13 protein-coding genes and 2 pseudogenes are annotated in these 18,915 nt (G+C 65.6%); 12 read left to right on the top strand and 3 right to left on the bottom strand.

The window, feature by feature from the left end; genetic code table 11:
- The first annotated feature begins 88 nt into the window (after positions 1-88).
- From A5906_RS18560 to A5906_RS18525, 9 genes and pseudogenes are all read left to right on the top strand, one after another.
- Complete coding sequence (locus tag A5906_RS18560) at positions 89-844, top strand: alpha/beta fold hydrolase (protein WP_167523655.1); 756 nt, start codon at positions 89-91, stop codon at positions 842-844.
- Positions 845-899: 55 nt separating this feature from the next.
- Positions 900-1,913, top strand: a complete 1,014-nt coding sequence (locus A5906_RS18555) for an aldo/keto reductase (protein WP_080136817.1) — start codon at positions 900-902, stop codon at positions 1,911-1,913.
- 94 nt (positions 1,914-2,007) lie between these two features.
- Positions 2,008-2,853 carry a VOC family protein gene (locus A5906_RS18550; protein ID WP_080136816.1) on the top strand — a complete coding sequence of 282 codons (846 nt, stop codon included), beginning with the start codon at positions 2,008-2,010 and terminating at the stop codon, positions 2,851-2,853.
- A 78-nt stretch (positions 2,854-2,931) separates the two neighbouring features.
- Complete coding sequence (locus A5906_RS18545) at positions 2,932-3,354, top strand: putative quinol monooxygenase (RefSeq protein WP_080136883.1); 423 nt, start codon at positions 2,932-2,934, stop codon at positions 3,352-3,354.
- A 145-nt stretch (positions 3,355-3,499) separates the two neighbouring features.
- Positions 3,500-3,775 (top strand): annotated as a pseudogene (locus A5906_RS44630) (winged helix-turn-helix domain-containing protein); the annotation flags it as partial.
- Positions 3,776-4,576: 801 nt separating this feature from the next.
- Positions 4,577-6,481 carry an ATP-binding protein gene (locus A5906_RS44625; protein ID WP_245326784.1) on the top strand — a complete coding sequence of 635 codons (1,905 nt, stop codon included), beginning with the start codon at positions 4,577-4,579 and terminating at the stop codon, positions 6,479-6,481.
- Positions 6,481-8,169, top strand: a complete 1,689-nt coding sequence (locus A5906_RS18535; protein WP_283807707.1) for a thiamine pyrophosphate-requiring protein — start codon at positions 6,481-6,483, stop codon at positions 8,167-8,169. Before A5906_RS44625 ends, A5906_RS18535 begins: the two co-directional genes overlap by 1 nt.
- A 106-nt stretch (positions 8,170-8,275) precedes the next feature.
- Positions 8,276-10,759, top strand: coding sequence for a GAF domain-containing sensor histidine kinase (locus A5906_RS18530; protein WP_080136813.1), 2,484 nt, complete (start codon positions 8,276-8,278; stop codon positions 10,757-10,759).
- Positions 10,760-10,780: 21 nt separating this feature from the next.
- The gene (locus tag A5906_RS18525) at positions 10,781-12,481 is read left to right on the top strand and encodes an alpha/beta hydrolase (RefSeq protein ID WP_080136812.1); all 1,701 of its coding nucleotides are present in this window, start codon (positions 10,781-10,783) and stop codon (positions 12,479-12,481) included.
- Positions 12,482-12,483: 2 nt separating this feature from the next.
- Here the strand turns inward: A5906_RS18525 and A5906_RS44620 are convergent.
- From A5906_RS44620 to A5906_RS18515, 3 genes and pseudogenes are all read right to left on the bottom strand, one after another.
- Positions 12,484-13,182 (bottom strand): annotated as a pseudogene (locus A5906_RS44620) (MFS transporter); the annotation flags it as partial.
- Position 13,183: 1 nt separating this feature from the next.
- The coding region (locus tag A5906_RS44615) for an MFS transporter (RefSeq protein WP_245326782.1) at positions 13,184-14,073 on the bottom strand (890 nt) is incomplete at its 3' end.
- Positions 14,074-14,226: 153 nt separating this feature from the next.
- Entirely contained in the window at positions 14,227-14,742 is a 516-nt protein-coding gene (locus A5906_RS18515; RefSeq protein WP_080136811.1) for a YcgN family cysteine cluster protein, read from the bottom strand.
- 295 nt (positions 14,743-15,037) lie between these two features.
- Here A5906_RS18515 and A5906_RS18510 point away from each other — a divergent pair, with 295 nt between their 5' ends.
- From A5906_RS18510 to A5906_RS18500, 3 genes are read left to right on the top strand one after another with little or no spacing between them, the layout of a single operon-like run.
- Positions 15,038-17,329 carry a transglycosylase domain-containing protein gene (locus A5906_RS18510; protein WP_080136810.1) on the top strand — a complete coding sequence of 764 codons (2,292 nt, stop codon included), beginning with the start codon at positions 15,038-15,040 and terminating at the stop codon, positions 17,327-17,329.
- A gap of 9 nt (positions 17,330-17,338) precedes the next feature.
- Positions 17,339-17,917 (top strand): DUF1214 domain-containing protein, encoded by a 579-nt coding sequence (locus A5906_RS18505; RefSeq protein ID WP_080136809.1) that lies wholly within the window; start codon positions 17,339-17,341, stop codon positions 17,915-17,917.
- Positions 17,914-18,498, top strand: a complete 585-nt coding sequence (locus tag A5906_RS18500; RefSeq protein WP_080136808.1) for a DUF1254 domain-containing protein — start codon at positions 17,914-17,916, stop codon at positions 18,496-18,498. Before A5906_RS18505 ends, A5906_RS18500 begins: the two co-directional genes overlap by 4 nt.
- The last annotated feature ends 417 nt before the right edge of the window (positions 18,499-18,915 follow it).

The raw sequence follows: 18,915 nt of genomic DNA, 5'->3' as shown, positions 1-18,915 counted from the left end.
GCAGGAATCGGAAATACCGCAATGCTCGCCCGCGTTAGTGAAAGGCTCATCAACGGCAATGCTGCCGTATCGAGGATCGGAGCCTGATATGAAGACGCTAATCTCCACACTTGCCGCAATGACGATCGCAACGGCCGCCCCCGCAATCGCGGCCGAGAGGGCCGTTTCGATCGTTCTAGTCCACGGCGCCTTCGTCGATGGCTCGGGCTGGAAGGACACCTACGACATTCTCTCGAAGGCGGGCTATGAGGTGCTCGTCGTGCAGCAGCCGACGATCTCGCTTCGAGACGACGTCGCGGAGACCGAGCGCGTGATCGCCAAGGCGCGGCATCCGGTCATTCTCGTCGGTCACTCCTATGGTGGAATGGTCATCACCGAAGCCGGCGACAATCCGAAGGTTCGCAGCCTGGTCTATCTCGCGGCATATGCTCCCGATGTCGGGGAATCGGTCAGCACGCTGTCGGAAGCACCCGTGCCGCCCGGCGAGCACAAGGGTCCCTTGGTCACTGAAGGCAATTATCTCTTCGTCGAGCGCGACAAATTCCCGACCTCCTTCGCCGCCGGTGTCGACCCGGCCACGACCCGCTTCATGGCTGCGGCGCAATTGCCGTTTGGATTGCAGGCGGTGCAGACCAAGGTCGACCGCGTGGCCTGGAAGACGAAGCCGACCTATTACATGGTGACGATGGAGGATCACATTATCCCTCCGAGCTTACTGCGCACCATGGCCAAGCGCTCGGGCGCGAAGGTGACGGAGATCAAAAGCAGCCACGCGGTGATGCTGTCGCATCCGCGCGAGGTCGCGGCGTTCATCAGAAGCGCAGACACCTCGGCAACCGACTGAGATCGGCCGCGCCACGCGCGGATGAGCTCGCCTGTCACGGACAAGGACTCGCGACATGCCCCTCAAGGATATTCTGCCGGGAAGACTTGGCTTCGGCGCCGCGCCGCTCGGCAACATGTTCCGCGACATCCCCGAGCAGGAAGCGCTCGCAACGGTGAATGCGGCCTGGAACGATGGCATCCGTTACTTCGACACCGCGCCGTTCTACGGCGCGGGCCTTGCCGAGATCCGCATGGGGGCTGCCTTGGCCGGCCGGCCGCGAAGCGACTATGTCGTCAGCACCAAGGTCGGAAGGTTGATCCTGGACGAGATCGAGGATGTCGGTAGCCGCGACCTCGGCGAGAAGGGCGGCGTGTTCCAATACGGACGCCCGAACCGGATCGTGAACGACTATTCCGGCGACGCGACGCTGCGCTCGATCGAGGACAGTCTGAAGCGGCTCGCGACCTCCCACATCGACATCGCCTTCGTGCATGACGTGGCGCAGGACTTTTACGGCGACGAATGGCTTTCGGTGTTCGAGAGCGCACGCAAGGGCGCGTTCAAGGCGCTCGACCGTCTGCGCGACGAGGGCGTGATCAAAGCGTGGGGCCTCGGCGTCAACCGGGTCGAGCCGATCGAGCTGCTGCTCGCGCTCGAGGAGCCCCGCCCCGACGGCTTTCTGCTCGCGGGCCGCTACACGCTGCTCGACCATGCAAGGGCGCTCCAGCGGGTGATGCCGATGGTGGCGGAACACGAGCTCGCGATCGTCGTCGGCGGCCCCTACAGTTCGGGCGCGCTCGTCGGCGGCCCGAATTTCGAATATGCGCCGGCCCCACAGCAAATTCTCCACAAGGTGGCGCGGATCAAGGCGATCGCCGACCGCTACGGCATCGGCATGAAGGCGGCGGGCTTGCAGTTCGCGCTCGCCAATCCGGTGGTGGCAGCCGTCATTCCCGGTGCGAGCCGCCCGAGCCGCATCGCCGAGGATCGCGCTGCGCTCGAGGAAGCCATTCCCGCTGATTTCTGGCGCGAGCTCCGTTCGGAAGGGCTCGTCAACCCCGCAGCGCCGCTTCCTGCAGCCGCTTGAGCCGCCCGACCGCAGCAAGTTCAGCCCGGCCGATCACTGCGACGGCCGGCGCGATAACGCCCGCAAAATCCACCGAACGACTGAGGAGAGCGACATGACAGATGAAGCAGACACCGACATCGGCCGCCGCACCCTGCTCCAGACAGCCGGCGCTGCCGTCGCCACCAGCCTCGTCGTTGGCACGGCGACCGATGCGCGGGCCGCGACACAGGACGCCGGCACCATGTCGCCAGCCCAGCGCGACGAGGCGTCGCTCGGCGCACGGCTTCAGGGCGTCCAGCATTTCGGGCTGACGGTCCAGAATATGGAGCGGGCCTATCAGTTCTACACGGAGGTGCTCGGCGGCACCGAGGTGTTCCGGCACGGCGACTTCCAGGGCGACGGGGTGCAGAACACGCTGCTGGCCGACCAGGAGATCGAGGCGAATGCGCGCGGCGTCAATCCGAGGACCATCGGCGTTCCCGACCTCAGAAGCGGAGCGCAGCGGCTCGACGTCCGCTTCATCCAGTTCGACAACATGGTGCTGGAGTTGCTGCAATATCGCGAGGCCGACCAGCCCATGGGCAGCGCGAAGAGTTTTGCTGAGCCGGTGGAGCACATGAGCCCGGCTTTTCCGCGCATGATGCACATCTGCTTCTATGTTCGAGACGATGTCGACTTCAATAAATTCATCGCCGACCTCGAAACCGAATCCGCGCGCCGCGGCATGACGCAGGTGCGGGCGAACCGCACCGTCCGCGTCATGACGGAGGCAGATCGCAAGGCCGCGCCCCGCAGTGCCAACACGAATCGGGTGACCGCGGAACCCTCGAACGGCTGGGAGCTGATCTATTGCAAGGGGCCGGAGGGCGAGCAGCTGGAATTCGTCAAAGCGCTCGGCCCGGTCAAGCAGCGCTTCAGCGAGGCCCTGGCAAAGAGGCAGCAGACGATCGTGCGCTGACCCCTCCGAATGCAGGGCGACCGGGTGCCGATTGCCTGGTCACCCGGCGCTCACGATCACAATGTGAAGGACTTCATCATGCGAACTCTCATCCGCAATTCGCTTTGCTCCCTGCTGTGCGTCGCCGCGATGACCATGACAGCGCCGTCGGCCGTCTCCCAGGAAGCCGCGCGCGTGCGCTATCAGGAGATTCCGGAGGAGGCCTATTCGGTCGTGGCGCAGGTGCGCGCCAAGGCGGGAAAGGAAGACGCGTTGCGTGCCGCCACGCTGCCGCTGATCGACCTGGTTCGCGGCGATCCCAAGAACCTGGTCTATTTTCTGCAGGAAGACCGTACCGAACCCGGTCATTTCATCTTCTACGAGGTCTTCTCCAGCCAGGCCGATTTCGATGCGCATAACGCGATGCCTTATGTGAAGGACTGGTTCGCCAAGCTGCCAGAACTCGCCGACGGCGGCGTCGAGGTCATGCGCATGGCCGTTCTTGGCAAGCCCAAGAAATAGCCGGCGCCGCGCGCGAGCGATTTTGTCGCAGCCATGCTGCAGGCGATTGCTCGCAGCAATCGTGCGAATTCAGAAGGGCTCTATTCTACAAGCGTGCAACGCATGATAATTGCAAGTGATCGTTTCGATCGATTGGCAATGAGCAATGCGGGCCGCCACGGAGACACGGCAACGGGGCACACGCCGACCGGAACTCACCTACTGTTTCGGTCCGTTTCGACTGGTTCCGAGCCGCCAGCTCCTGCTGCTTGACGGGCGCCCGGTCAAACTGGGCGGACGCGCATTCGAGCTCCTGCAACTGCTGGTCCAGCGCCATGGCGAGCTGGTCAGCAAGAAGGAACTGATGGCCGCGGCCTGGCCGGGCACCTTCCTTCACGACAGCAATCTCAAGGTCAACATGTGGAGCCTGCGGCGCTCGCTGGGAGATACCCAGATCGAGCCCGTCTACATCGCGACCGTGGCGCGCCGCGGGTACAAGTTCATCGCGGAGGTGCAGATCAGCATCGGCGAGGTCGAGGCGGATCTTGCGCTGGCCGGCCCTCCCCCCTTGTCCAATCCGCCATTGTTGCGCGGCATCGTCGGTCGCGAAGCGGAGATCGTCGACATCACGGATCTGCTCACAGACAACAGGCACGTGACGCTGGCTGGCGCAGGAGGCATCGGCAAGACAACAGTTGCTGTGGCCGTCGCCCAGGCCCTCGCGCCACACTGCCGCGACGGCATTTGCTTCGTCGACCTTGCGACGATCTCCGATCCGACGCTGTTCGGAGCGGCGCTGGTGACGGCACTGGGCATCAGAGGCAATACGGATAACGGTCTGGCTGCCGCCCTCGACTATCTGAGGCCGCGACAGATGCTGCTCATCCTGGACAATTGCGAGCATGTGCTGCCTGCCGCGACGATCTTCGCCGGCAAGTTCCTGAGTGACACATCGCCGTCCAGGCTGCTGGCGACGAGCCGGGAACCGCTCGGCACCGCCACCGAGCATATCGTGCGGCTTGGCTCGCTTGCCTCGCCGAGATCTGGCCTCGCCCTGTCGGTCGATCAGGCCGTCAGGTTTCCAGCGGTGCAGCTGTTCGTCCGCCGCGCCGCCGAATGGTCGGACTATCGGTTCATCGATGATGATTGCGAGGCCGTCGCCTCGATCTGCAACGCGCTCGACGGCCTTCCGCTGGCCATCGAGCTGGCCGCAGCCCAGATCGGCAGGTTCAATCCTCACGAATTGGTCGCGGTGCTCGACCAGACGCTGGGTTTTCGCGCCGCGAGCGCCGAGGGTACGCCGCCGCGCCATGAAACCCTGATGACGACGATCGACTGGAGCTTCAGGCTGCTGTCGCAGAAGGAAGCCACATTGTTCGGCCTGCTGTCGGTGTTCAGCGACGCCTTCGACGCCGAGGATGCCGTTTTCGTCGCGGCAGCGGCGGAGCTAACGCCGATCGATGTCGTCACCGGGCTCGGCAGCCTCGTCACCAAATCGCTTGTGAGCGCGCAGGCCCGTGGCGCGAGCCTTCGCTACCGTCTGCTCGACAGCACCCGCCGCTACGCGGCCGAGCGACGCCAGGCCGATCCCGTCTGCGGCCAGGCACTGCGCCGTCACGCGGAGCGCGTCCTCGCGCTGTTCGAACGGTCCGAGGCGGAATGGAACTGGCGCGAGCCCGCCGACTGGACACAGCGCTACCTCGGCCGGATCGCCGATTTGCGCGCTGCGCTTTCATGGGCAGTTGGCGAGGAAGGCGATCCTGCCCTCGGAATCAGGCTCACCGTTGCGGCGATCACCTTGTGGTCGGAAACTTCCATCCTGTCGGAAGCGCAGGCGCGGCTGCAGGACGCACTGGCCTTGGCCAAGACCGTCGCGTGCGACGATCTGTCGAAGACAAAGCTCGCCTGCGCCCTCGGATGGAGCCTGTTCTACGCCCGCAAGATGTCGAATGAGAACGAGGTTGCCTGGCTGGACGCGATCGCCTTCGCACGGCGCGCCGACAGCATCGAGTATCAGCAACGCGCGCTGGTGGGCTTTGCCTTTTACCTGCTGCAGATTGGCGAGGTCGCGCGCGCCATAACCTATCTCGAGGAGGCCACCGCGCTCGCCGACCGCGACCGCGACCTGACGGCAACATCCGAAGCCGACCGGGCACTGGCCTGGGCCCGCGCCTTTGCCGGCGAATTGAGCAAGAGCCGCCCGGTCCTGGATCGTCTCGCGGCAACCTATTCGCTTGCCGAGGGCCGTTCGCGCAAGGATGCGAATGAGGTCTACCGCTTCATCACCGTCCGCTTCAACCTGCCCTTCGTGGCGTGGATGCAGGGGCAGGCCGACTACGCGGCAAGGCTGGCCCGCGATGCCGTCGAGGCCGCGGACCGCAGTGGCCATTGGGTGTCGCAGTCGAACGCACTCGGGCTCGCCGCACTTCCTGTCGCGCTCGAAACCGGCAACCTGGATGCGCTCGAGAGCTTCACGATGCGGCTGCGTCGCAACCTGGAACGGGAGCGCATCTCGCGCTGGGTTCCTGTCGAGCGCTATTTCTCCGCCTGTCTTCGCGACCAGCGTGGCGATCCGCGCGCGGTGGACGATATTCGCGCCGCGATCGACGAACTGGTCGAATGCCGGTTCTTGATGCGGATCGGCAGCTATCTCGCCGTCCTCGCCCGCGCCTATCTGCGGCAGGGGCGGATCGCGGAAGCGCGTGACACCATCACGCGGGCGATCGGCCATCAGGAGCGTCAGGGCGAGCGCTGGTGCCGCTCGGAACTTCAGCGCGTCGACGCGGCGGTCCTTTTCCACGCCGGCGAGCCGCTCCGCGCCGAACAGCAGCTACTGCGGGCGCTCACCGAGGCACGCGCCATCGGCGCGATGACATTCCAGTTGCGGATCGCCAACGACCTCGCCGCGCGCTGGATCGCGACCGATCGCAGGCCCAAGGCCATCCGACTGCTCGCCTCGATTTACGACGAATTCACCGAGGGCTTCGAAACGCCGGATCTCGTTGCCGCCTCGCGCCTGCTGCAGCGTGCGGCCGACGGCGAACGGCTGCAGCCATTATCGCCAGCCGGAGCCGGTGCACGCTCGCGGCGCATAGCTGGCCTACCGCCGCACTCACCGAGCGCGCTTTACGCTTCCCGGAATTCCTGATCCTCTCTCCCCAACCAGCCGGATCAACCGGCCTTGCCAGGGAGAGAGACGCCATGAAGCTCGGCACCGCCATTGCGGAAATCATGCGGCGCGAGGGGATCGAGATCCTCTGCGGCTATCCGGTCAACCACCTGATCGAGCACGCGGCCAAGGCCGAGATCCGCCCCGTCATGGTGCGGCAGGAGCGCGTCGGCATCCACATGGCGGATGCGATCTCGCGGGTGACCTCAGGGCGAAGCATCGGCGCGTTCTGCATGCAGCACGGGCCCGGCGCCGAGAATGCGATGGGCGGCGTCGCCCAGTGCTTTGGCGAATCCGTTCCCGTGCTGGTGCTGCCGATGGGCTATCAGCGCCGGCTTGCCCATATCGAGCCGAACTTCAATTCCAGCGAGGCGATGAAGCCATTCGCAAAATCATCCGAGCCGATCATCCTGGCCGCGGAAGTCGCCAACATCTTCCGCCGCGCCTTCACCAAGCTGAAGAACGGTCGCGGCGGTCCCGTGATCGTCGAGATCCCCTCCGACATGTGGAACGAGGAGGTGCCGGAGCCGCTGAACTACATGCCGGTGCTGCGCACCCGTTACGGCGCCGATCCTGTCCATGTGAAGGAGGCAGCCAGCCTGCTCGTCAACGCCAAGCGGCCGGTGATCTACGCCGGCCAGGGTGTGCACTATGCACGAGCCTGGCCGCAGCTCAAACGCCTCGCCGAGCGGCTCGCGATCCCCGTCGCCACCAGCCTCGGCGGCAAATCGGCGTTTCCGGAGACGCATCCGCTCTCGCTCGGCTCCGGCGGCCTCGCGGTGCCGCGCGCAGTCCCGAAATTCCTCGCCGAGGCCGACGTCATCTTCGGCATCGGCTGCTCGTTCACTGAGACCAGTTTCGGCATCGCGATGCCCAAGGGAAAAACCATCATCCATTCCACGCTCGATCCGAACCATCTCAACAAGGATGTCGAGGCCAGGATCGGCCTCGTCGGAGATGCTGGCCTCGTGCTCGACGCGCTGCTGGAGGAGATCGGCAAGACCGTCACGAGCGATCGCGACGCCGCGGCGGTCACGGCCGAGATCGCAGCCTCGCACAAGGAGTGGCTGGCGAAATGGATGCCTAAGCTCACCAGCAATGACGCGCCGCTCAGTCCCTACCGCGTGCTGTGGGACCTCCAGCACACCGTCGACATCGAAAACACCATCATCACGCATGATGCCGGCAGCCCGCGCGACCAGCTCTCGCCGTTCTGGAAGGCGATCAAGCCCCTCACCTATCTCGGCTGGGGCAAGACGACGCAGCTCGGCTATGGCCTCGGGCTCGCGATGGGCGCAAAGCTGGCAAAGCCCGACAAGCTCTGTATCAACGTCTGGGGCGACGCCGCGATCGGCTTCACGGGCATGGATTTCGAAACCGCCGTGCGCGAGCGCATCCCGATCATGTCGATCCTGCTCAACAATTTCTCGATGGCGATCGAGTTGAAGGTGATGCCGGTCTCGACCGAAAAATATCGCTCGACCGACATTTCCGGCGACTATGCCGCGATGGCGAGGGCCTTCGGCGGCTATGGCGAGCGGGTGACGAAGCCCGAGGACATCATCCCCGCAATCAGGCGCGGCATTCAGAAGACGCAGGAAGGCATCCCCGTGCTGCTGGAGTTCATCACCAGCAAGGAGACCGAGGTATCACGGCCGGGCACGTGAAAGGGCAGCCCCCAAGGCTTGTTGTCGCTGGCGCTGGCTCCCGCCGCAGAAGGTGTGATAATCCGGCCCGGTGCCGCGCCCGTCGCGGCATCGAGCCGGATAGCGAATGACCAACCCTCCCAACGACAATGCCGACGAACTCGCAGCCGAGAACCGGCAGCTGCGCAGCGAGCTCGCGATTGCCCGCGACCGCCAAACCGCCAGCGCGGAAATCCTGCGCACCATCGCGGCCTCCCCCTCCGATGCGCGGCCGGTGTTCGCTGCGATCGCGTCCAGCTCGAAGCGGCTGCTCGGCGGCTTCTCCGCGACCGTGCTTCAGTTCATTGGCGACGAGCTGCACCTCGTGGCATTCACCCCGACCAGTCCCGAAGCGGATGAAGGGCTGAAGGCGTCGTTCCCGCGCAAGATCGGCGACTTTCCGACCTTCGCCCTGGTGCGCGACGGCGAGACGATCCAGTTTCCCGACAGCGAGGCCGACGATGTTCCGGAGCTGAACCGCCAGCTCGCGCGGCTGCGCGGCTTCCGGAGCGTCCTGTTCATGCCGCTGATGAACCGCGGCGCGCCGGTCGGCATGATCAGCGTCACGCGCGCCGAGCCCGGCGCATTTGCGACCGACCTCGTGCAGCTGCTGCAGACCTTCGCCGACCAGGCCGTGATCGCGATCGAGAATGCGCGGCTTTTCAATGCGACGCGCGAGGCGTTGGAGCGCCAGACCGCCACAGCCGACATCCTGAAGGTGATGGCCGCCTCGCCGTCGGACGTGCAGCCGGTGTTCGACGCCATCGCCGCCAATGCCAACCGGCTGATCGGCGGTTTTTCCACCGCGGTGCTGCGCTACAATGACGGCGCCGCTCATCTTGCGGCCTTCACACCGACCGACCCGGCGGGCGATCGCGTGCTCCAGGCCTCGTTCCCCGTGCCCTTCGCGCAGTTCCCGCCCTATCAGCTCGTGGCCAATGGGGCCGCGGCGCAATTGCCCGACACCGAACTCGAGCCGGCCGCGCGCGACATCGCGCGCGCCCGCGGCTATCGCAGCATGCTGTTCGCGCCGCTGATGAGCGAGGGCGAAGCCATCGGCGTCATCATCACGACGCGGCGCGCGACCGGCAGCTTCGCCGAACATCACGTGCGGCTGTTGCAGACCTTCGCCGACCAGGCGGTCATCGCAATCAAGAATGTCAGCCTGTTCAACGCCACAAGGGAAGCGCTGGAGCGCCAGACCGCGACCGCCGACATCCTCAAGGTGATCGCGGCCTCGCCTGCCGATGTCACGCCGGTGTTCCAGGCCATTTCCGACAGCGCCAAGGCGCTGATCGGCGGACATTCCTCCGCCGTCACCCGCGTCATCGACGGCATGCTGCATCTGGTTGCCTTCACCACCGACGTTGAGGCCGGCAACGCCGATCTGCTCGGCTCCTTCCCGGCGTCGCTGTCCTCATCGGGCATTCACAGCCGGGTGGCGACAAGCGGGCAGTATGCGTTCCGAAGCGACATGCAGAACGAGCCTGATCTCACCGACGCGATGAAGGAGCTGGCGCGGACTCGCGGCTATCGCAGCATTCTCGTGGTGCCGATGCTGCGCGACGGTGTTGCGATCGGTACCATCGCGGTGACCCGGCGGGAGGCCGGTCAGTTCCCGGACAAGGCGATCAATTTGCTCAAGACCTTTGCCGACCAGGCCGTGATTGCCATCGAGAACACGCGCCTGTTCAACGAGGTGCAGGACCGCACCAGGGAGCTCGCCAGATCGCTCGATGATTTGCGCGCAGCGCAGGACCGGCTGATCCAGACCGAGAAGCTGGCCTCCCTCGGCCAGCTCACCGCCGGCATCGCGCACGAGATCAAGAACCCGCTCAACTTCGTCAACAATTTCGCCTCGCTCTCCGCCGAGCTGACGAGCGAGTTGAACGAGGTGCTGGCGCCGGTCCCGCTCGCGGGCGACGTTCGCAGCGAGGTCGACGAGCTGACCGGACTCCTGAAGGACAATCTGGACAAGATCGTGCAGCACGGGCGGCGCGCCGATTCCATCGTCAAGAACATGCTGCTGCATTCGCGCGAGGGCGGCGGCGAACATCGGCTGAGCGACATCAATGCGCTGGTCGAGGAGAGCCTCAACCTCGCCTACCACGGCGCCCGCGCCGAAACGCCGCGGTTCGACGTGACGCTGAAGCGCGAACTCGATCCTGCGGCCGGACAAGCCGAAGTGTTTCCGCAGGAAATCACACGGGTGCTGCTGAACCTGATCTCGAACGGATTTTACGCGGTGAGCAAGCGCAAGGCGGAGAGCGGCGCCGGCGCCTACGAGCCGATCGTGACCGCGACGACGCGAGATCGCGGCGAGCACATCGAGATCCGGATCCGCGACAACGGCACCGGCATTCCGGACGAGGTGAAGGAGAAGATGTTCAATCCGTTCTTTACCACCAAGCCGGCCGGCGAAGGCACCGGCCTCGGGCTGTCGATGAGCCACGATATCGTGGTCAAGCAGCACGGCGGCACGATCGACGTCGCCACCGAACCGGGCAAGTTCACCGAATTCACGATTCTGCTGCCGCGGAAGAGCGGCTTCCCGGACAAGGACGGACGGTAGCTTCGCTCGCAAGGTGCTTTCATGAATCTGGCGCGGCTCATTCGGCGACAATTGCTTTCGCTGTCCGGCGTCGGCCTCATGCTGGGCGCCCTGTTCTTCGCAGCCGCGCTGACGCCGACGCTGGTGCCGCGCAGCTACCTCACCCAGGGCGCCCTCGCCGGCGGCTGCTTTGCGATCGGCTACCTCGCCGGCAATCTTTGGCGCTGGCTATGGCACTATCTCGAATTGCCCGAGCCCTCGACGCGCCTGCGTTCGCAGGTCAATGCGCTGGTCGCGGCCGGCTGCCTGATCGTCGTCGTCATCTATCTCTGGCGCGCCGCCGAATGGCAGAACTCGATCCGCACCGTGATGAAGATGGCGCCGGTCGAAACCGCGCATCCATTCAAGGTCTGCGCCATCGCCCTCGCGACGTTCGCCGCAATGCTGCTGCTGGGGCGGCTGTTCGCGCTGGTGTCGCGCTTCCTCGCCGGGCACGCGAAGCGGATCATTCCACGCAAGGTCGCGAACGTCATTGGCGTGGTGGTCGCGGGCCTGCTGTTCTGGTCGATTGCCAGCAATGTCCTGATCAGCACGGCATTTCGCGCGCTCGATTCGTCCTTCCGTGAACTCGACGCCTTGCACGAGCCCGAACGGCCGCAGCCGACCGCGCCGGAACGCACGGGAAGTCCGGGGTCGCTGGTGAAGTGGACGGAGCTCGGGCGCACGGGCCGCCGGTTCATTGCCTCGGGTCCGACCGCAGCGGACATCAGCGCCATCACGGGCCAGCCAGCACATGATCCTGTACGCGTCTATGTGGGCCTCGCCGGCGGCGGCACGGCGCAGGCGCGCGCCAGGCTTGCGCTCGAGGAGCTCAAGCGCCAGCACGGCTTTGAACGCAAGATCCTGATCGTGATCACGCCGACCGGCACCGGCTGGATCGATCCGTCCGCGATGGACACGGTCGAATATCTCCACCACGGCGACGTCGCGAGCGTGGCGATGCAATATTCATATCTCAACAGCCCGCTGTCGCTGCTGTTTCAGCCTGAATACGGCGCAGAAGCAGCGCGTACGCTGTTTGCGGAAATCTACGCGTACTGGACGAGCCTGCCGAGGGACAGGCGGCCGAAGCTGTACCTCCACGGCCTCAGCCTCGGCGCCATGAACTCGGAAAAATCCGCGGAGCTGTTCGAGACGATCGGCGATCCCATTGCCGGCGCGCTATGGAGCGGGCCTCCCTTCGAAAGCCGCATCTGGCGTTCGGTCACCGCAAGCCGCAATCCTGGATCGCCGGCGTGGCTGCCGGAATTCCGCGACAGCCGCTTCGTGCGCTTCATGAACCAGAACGGGCCGACGGTGCCGCCGGATACGCCCTGGGGAGCGATGCGCGTCGTCTACCTGCAATATGCCAGCGACGCGATCACGTTCTTTGCCTATCGCGATGCCTTTCAGGCTCCGGCCTGGATGAGCGCACCGCGCGGACCGGACGTCTCACCGGAGCTGCGCTGGTATCCGATCGTGACGATGCTGCAGCTTGCCCTCGACATGGCGGTCGCGACCAATACCCCGATGGGCTTTGGCCATGTCTACGCGCCCGAGCATTACGTCGATGCCTGGGTCGCGGTGACCGATGTCCGCGATTGGTCCGCCGAGGCGCTGGCGCGGCTCAAGGAACAGCTCGCGGCAAAGGCGCGGAAGGCGGGCCCGGGCGATGCCGACGACGATCCCGATCGCGGAGGTTAAGCCTACTCCGCCATCTCGACGTGCTTGGTGACGGAGGGACCGGCCAGCGGCCGCTCCTCCATCATGATCAGGCAGAGCGCCGCGCCGGTCATCAGCGCCGTAGCGGCGCCGAAGACGTAGCGGAACGCATGCCGCATGTCCTCGACGGGAATCGCAGGGATGCTGCCCGCGACACGATGCTCGCCGGCAAGCGGCACGTCGGCGCCGAGCGCGATCAGGAGGATCGCCGCGAACGCCGCAACCGTGAACGAGGACATCAGCGAGCGGAAGAAGTTCAGCGCGCCGGTGATGGTACCGACTTGCGGGCGCGCGACCGAATTCTGCACCGAGACCACGCAGACCGGAAAGGTGGTACCGAGGCCGAGCGCAAACGCGGCCATCAGCGTCAGCAGGCCCCATAGCGGCAGCGTCGTCAGCGTGAGGCCAAGGCCACACAGCGCGGCCCAGGACGTGCCGATGATGGCGACGCGCTTGTAGTGCTTGGCCCGCGCCATCGTACGTCCGGCGATGGCCGCACCACAGGTCGAGACCGCGGCGAGCGGGATGAGAGCAAGCCCTGCCTCGCTGGCGCTGAGGTGATAGACGGACTCATAATAGAGCGGGAGCTGCACGGTGAGGCCCGTGATCGCGCCGAGCGCACAACCGCCGGCCATCAGCCCGAACGGCACAACGCTTCCGCCCAGCAGCGGCAACGGCAGGAANAACGGCTCATCCGCCCGCCGCGCATGCCAGACGAAACTGACGACGAGCGCGACGGCGCCGCCGAGCATCGCGAGAACGGTCGGCGACAGCCACGGATAGCGCGTGCCGCCCCAGGTCAGCACCAGCATGAAGACGACGGCGGAGGCCATCAGCAGCACGCCGCCGAGCCAGTCGACCTTGCGCTTGCGGTGGAACACCGGAATCTTCTTCATCCTCGGCAGCAGCAGCGCGATCGCAGCGGCCGCGAGCGGCAGATTGATCCAGAAGATCATCGACCAGTGCAGATGCTCGGCGAACACGCCGCCGATGACGGGTCCCAAAATGCCGCCGACCATCCAGACGCTGGAGAAATAGGCCTGGTACTGGCCGCGCTCGCGCGGGCTCACGACGTCGGAGATCACGGTCTGCACAACGGGCATGATACCGCCGCCGCCGAGGCCCTGGAGGCCCCGAGCCAGGATCAGCATCGGCATGTTGGGCGCGATCGCGCACAGGATCGAGCCAGCCACGAACAGGCTGAGCGAGGTGATGATCATGGCCTTGCGGCCGTAGATGTCGCTGAGCGTGCCGAACACCGGCGCAACCGCGGTCGAGGCGAGCAGATAGGCCGTGATGACCCAGGACAGGCTCGAGACGTCCTGGAACTGGCGTCCGATGGTCGGCAGCGCGGTCGCCACGATGGTCTGGTCGAGAGCAGCCAGGAACATTGTCAGCATCAGGCTGACGACGATGGTGCGGACCTCATCGGAGGTCAGCGGCACCTGCGGCGCGATGGACGGCGCGTCATCGACGCTGATGACCTCGCCCGGAAGGCGGGACAGCTGTTCGGCAATGTCGTCGGGCAATGCCTGGATGTCGGCAGAACTGCTCTGCCGGTCGAACTTGTTCATCTCGATCGGACGCATGGGGCGGCGCAACGCCGCGAAGGATTCGTTCTATGCAGACCAATGTAGAGAGGAAGGTTCTTCTCAGGCAGCCACCGCGGCGCATGGGTGCATCCCATCGCCGGGCCATCCCGAACACGTGATGAGGCCTGCGGCGGATCAGTCCTTCGGACGTCGCTTCAGGCGTGCCCGTTTCGGCAGCACGGCCGGCCATCGCACGATGTGATCCTCGAGCTCCTCGTCCGGGATCTCCTCCTCGCTGCCCTCGACCCGGCCGCGCACGGAGACGCCGGCTTCATGCACGGTGTTGGGATCGCCTGACACCAGTGGATGCCACCAATAGAGGTCGCGCCCCTCGGCGACGAGCTTGTAGCCGCAGCTCGGCGGCAGCCAGTTCAGGGTGCGGACATTGGCCGGGGTCAGGCGGACGCAGTCCGGAACCTTGTCGGAGCGATTCGGGTAGTCCTTGCAGGCGCAGCTTGTCCCATCGAGCAGCTTGCAGCCGATATGGGTGAAATAGATCTGGCCGGTGTCCTCGTCCTCGAGCTTGTTCAGGCAGCAGCGGCCGCAGCCGTCGCACAGGCTCTCCCATTCCGGCCCCGACATCTCTTCCAACGTCTTGGTTTTCCAGAAGAATCCTTCCTGTCCTGAAGGTCGTTTGGGAGCTGCGGTCATGCGCCTCAACAAAGGTTCGAAAGAGCTACGGCGACGCCATCTAGGGCGGGCGGACGTGGGCGTGCAAGCAGAGGCCCTTTGAGGCCCGTAATGAGCCGGGGTCAATTAGGCCTGTTGTTCAAAATCGCGAGCCTGACCATTGGTTTATGGGCCCTGCTCGGCTAGAAGGAACACAGAGTCCCCAGAGGACGCGAACCGGGCGCCTTGGGTTTGCCGCAACATTCCCTCAAGACGTCTCGATGCCGCCCCCGGCCGGGTGCTTGAACGCTTTCGAACCAAGCCTCAAGGGTTCTAGGTGCGCCAGATCATACCACCGCATTGGATGCAGAAGGTCCGGAATTTCTTCCTGGACCTCGATGCGCGCATCGACTCCTCGCTGTTCTCCTCGGCCAAGGGCATCCGCGAGCTCTACGAGCGCTACTCCACCTTCATGGACCGCTTCTATGTCGGGCGGTGGAAGCGCTGGGTGTTCATCGAGCCGCTGTCGGAGGCCGCAACGCTCGGGCTCGGCGGCCTGGTGCTGATGCTGACGCTCGCCATCCCCGCCTTCCGCGAGACCGCGGACGAGGACTGGCTGAAGAAGTCCGACCTCGCGGTGAGCTTCCTCGACCGCTACGGCAATCCGATCGGGAGCCGCGGCATCAAGCACAACGACTCGATCCCGCTGGAAGACTTTCCGGATGTCCTGATCAAGGCGACACTGGCGACCGAAGACCGCCGCTTCTACGAGCATTTCGGCATCGACATCGCCGGCACGGCCCGCGCGCTCGTCACCAACGCGCAGGCCGGCGGCGTGCGCCAGGGCGGCTCCTCGATCACGCAGCAGCTCGCGAAAAACCTGTTCCTGAGCAACGAGCGTACCATCGAGCGCAAGGTCAACGAGGCCTTCCTTGCGGTCTGGCTGGAATGGCGCCTGACCAAGAACGAGATCCTCAAGCTCTATCTCGACCGCGCCTATATGGGCGGCGGCACTTTTGGCGTCGACGGCGCGGCCCACTTCTACTTCAACAAGTCGGCACGCGACGTGACGCTGTCGGAAGCGGCGATGCTCGCCGGCCTGTTCAAGGCGCCGACGAAATACGCCCCGCACATCAACCTGCCCGCCGCCCGCGCCCGCGCCAACGTCGTGCTCGACAATCTCGTCGATGCCGGCTTCATGACCGAGGGCCAGGTGTTCGGCGCCCGCCGCAACCCGGCCTTCGCCGTCGACCGCCGCGACGAGGCTTCGCCCAATTACTATCTCGACTACGCCTTCGACGAGATGCGCAAGCTGGTCGACACCTTCCCGAAGTCCTACACCGAGCGCGTGTTCGTCGTTCGCCTCGCCATCGACACCAACGTGCAGAAGGCGGCGGAAGACGCGATCGAGAACCAGCTGCGCCAGTTCGGCCGCGATTATCACGCGACGCAGGCGGCGACCGTCGTCTCCGATCTCGACGGCGGCATCCGCGCCATGGTCGGCGGCCGCGACTATGGCGCCAGCCAGTTCAACCGCGCCACCGACGCCTATCGCCAGCCCGGCTCCTCGTTCAAGCCTTACGTCTACACCACGGCGCTCCTGAACGGCTTCACGCCGAACTCGGTCGTGGTCGACGGCCCGGTCTGCATCGGCAATTGGTGCCCGCAGAACTATGGCCATTCCTATTCCGGCTCGGTGACGCTGACCCAGGCGATCACGCGCTCGATCAACGTCGTGCCGGTGAAGCTGTCGATCGCGATCGGCCAGAAGGAACAGCCAAAGGCGCCGAACCCGGCCAAGATCGGCCGCGCCAAGATCGTCGAGGTCGCGCGCCGCTTCGGCCTCAAGGCGCCGCTGCCCGACACGCCGTCGCTGCCGATCGGCTCGGACGAAGTCACCGTGCTCGAGCACGCCGTCGCCTACGCGACCTTCCCCAACAAGGGCCGCGCCGTGACGCCGCATTCGGTGCTGGAGGTGCGCACCGGCGCCGGGGATCTGGTCTGGCGCTGGGATCGCGACGGCCCGAAGCCGCGCCAGGCGATTCCGCCGAACATCGCCGCCGACATGGCGGGCATGATGAGCCACGTGGTCAGTGAAGGCACCGCGCGCCGCGCGGCCCTCGACGGCATTCCGACCGCGGGCAAGACCGGCACGACCAATGCGTATCGCGACGCCTGGTTCGTGGGCTACACCGGCAATTTCACCTGCGCGGTCTGGTACGGCAATGACGACTATTCGCCGACCAACCGCATGACCGGCGGCTCGCTGCCGGCGCAGACCTGGCACGACATCATGGTCGCCGCGCATCAGGGCGTCGAGGTCCGGGAGATTCCCGGCATCGGCATGGGCCAGAAGCTGCCGCCGCAGCCGAAGGACGCCAACGCGCAGGCGAGCGCGGCGCCGAAGGTGCTGGAGACCAAGCCCGGTCCGCCGCCCGTGCTGACCAAGCGCGGCGCCGATATCCTGGTGCGTGTCGAGAAGCTGCTCGATGACGCCGCCAAGACCACGACCAAATCAACCAGCAACGACGCCAAGGCGGCCAAGCCCGCGTCGTCGACGAGCGCGCTCGCCTTCCCGCAGAATTATGCGGAAGAGAATGCGAACGCATCCGCCCCGCGCAAGAACTGATCGAAACCCGTGCGGCTGATCCTGATCACATTGACGGCCCTTCTGCTCGCGACCGTCGTCGGCGTCGGTGCCACCTGGATGACGACGACCCGCGGCACCGAGATCGGCGCGCTGACTATCGGCGCCTGGACCGCGCGGCCGCGCACCGGCACCGCCGACGTCGATCCCTATTCACGCGCCACCATCGTGCGCAACGGCGAGTTGCCGATCGGCACCGGCGACGGCGTCGCCTTCACCGCAACCACAGATGACAAGAAGAAGGCGCTCGACGGCCGCTGCGACGTCATCGTCTCCGGCGTAACGCCGCCGGCACGGTTCTGGACGCTGACGCTGTACGACCGCAAGGGCCACCTCGTCGCCAACTCGCTTGCCCGCTACGGCTTCACCAGCCAGGAGATCGTGCGGCAGTCGGACGGCTCGTTCGAGATCCGCATCGCCTCGCGCTCGCGCGCCGGCAACTGGCTGCCGACCGGCGGCATCGAGCGATACGCCCTGATGCTGCGCCTCTACGACACCCCTGTCGGCGTCGCCACGCGCACCCAGCGCGACGCGCCGATGCCCACCATCTCGACGGTGGGCTGCTCATGATCCGGCTCGTCTTCACCATCGTCGCCGGCGTGGTGCTGGGGCTCGTGGTCCATCTCGTCAGCGTGCTGGCGCTGCCGCGGATCGCGACGCAGGACGCCTATTCGCGGCTGACGCCGATGACCAAGCTCAACGGCGTGACGCAGCTTCCCCTCGCCGATCCGCAGACCTCGCCGATGCCGTTCATGGACCCGGCCTTTGCGCTCGCGATCTGCCGCTACGACCTCTCGGGCGGCCCGATCAAGCTCACCGTGCCGGTGAGCCAGGCCTACACCTCGGTGTCGTTCTACACCCGCAACGAGATCGCCTATTACGCCATCAACGACCGCTCGGCCGGCAAGAAGGTGATCGAGCTCGATCTGATGACGGAAGCCCAGCACGAGGAGCTGCCGGAGGACGAAGAGGTCACCGCGGCCGACCGCCTGATCATCGATTCCCCGAGCACCACCGGCCTGATCGTGATGAAGGCCCTCGCCCCCGAGCCCGGCCTGATGCCGCAGGCGCAAAGCTCGCTTCAGGCCGCAACCTGCGGCCCGCAGACCGAGCCGCCTGCCAAGGCCGAGGCGCCGCGCGGCCGGCGCTGAGCGGGCGTTTCGACGGCGCCAAACAAAAAGTGCGAAAACAACCCCATGCACAGTAGCGGGGGCATTGAAATCATTGCTCTCTTCGGGTGGGTGATGACGAAGCAACTGGCGGCACCTGCGCGGCTTTGACTCGTCGGGCAAACACTGGCAGAATGGCATCATCGAGAATTCGTCACACCCGCCCGGAGCCATCCGTCGCGGGTGTTTTCATTTGGGGACTTCTCGGCGGCCGCTCTCACGAGGTCCCGCAGTTGGCCCGGAGCGGTCATCGTCGGTTCGGACTACAGCGCTGAAACGTGCTGAGCTGCGCAACTGGTTTCATATTGATTTCCGTCGACGACCCAAGTCACCCGAGCGAAATGGAGGCTTGAGGTAGATCAAGAAATCGACATCCAGTCCGGGCCAGGAAAAGTTGCC

Origin of the sequence: Bradyrhizobium sacchari, assembly GCF_002068095.1 — a bacterium.
GTDB lineage: Bacteria > Pseudomonadota > Alphaproteobacteria > Rhizobiales > Xanthobacteraceae > Bradyrhizobium > Bradyrhizobium sacchari.
Note: the sequence above shows the minus strand (reverse complement) of the source record. Positions and strands in the feature narration are given on the sequence as shown.

What these genes read in the sequence shown, in the direction of transcription:
- A5906_RS18515 (WP_080136811.1), bottom strand. Translation starts at nt 14,742, where the DNA reads ATGACCGCAGCTCCCAAACGACCTTCAGGACAGGAAGGATTCTTCTGG.
- A5906_RS18545 (WP_080136883.1), top strand. Translation starts at nt 2,932, where the DNA reads ATGCGAACTCTCATCCGCAATTCGCTTTGCTCCCTGCTGTGCGTCGCC.
- A5906_RS18530 (WP_080136813.1), top strand. Translation starts at nt 8,276, where the DNA reads ATGACCAACCCTCCCAACGACAATGCCGACGAACTCGCAGCCGAGAAC.
- A5906_RS18525 (WP_080136812.1), top strand. Translation starts at nt 10,781, where the DNA reads ATGAATCTGGCGCGGCTCATTCGGCGACAATTGCTTTCGCTGTCCGGC.
- A5906_RS18500 (WP_080136808.1), top strand. Translation starts at nt 17,914, where the DNA reads ATGATCCGGCTCGTCTTCACCATCGTCGCCGGCGTGGTGCTGGGGCTC.
- A5906_RS18550 (WP_080136816.1), top strand. Translation starts at nt 2,008, where the DNA reads ATGACAGATGAAGCAGACACCGACATCGGCCGCCGCACCCTGCTCCAG.
- A5906_RS18560 (WP_167523655.1), top strand. Translation starts at nt 89, where the DNA reads ATGAAGACGCTAATCTCCACACTTGCCGCAATGACGATCGCAACGGCC.
- A5906_RS18555 (WP_080136817.1), top strand. Translation starts at nt 900, where the DNA reads ATGCCCCTCAAGGATATTCTGCCGGGAAGACTTGGCTTCGGCGCCGCG.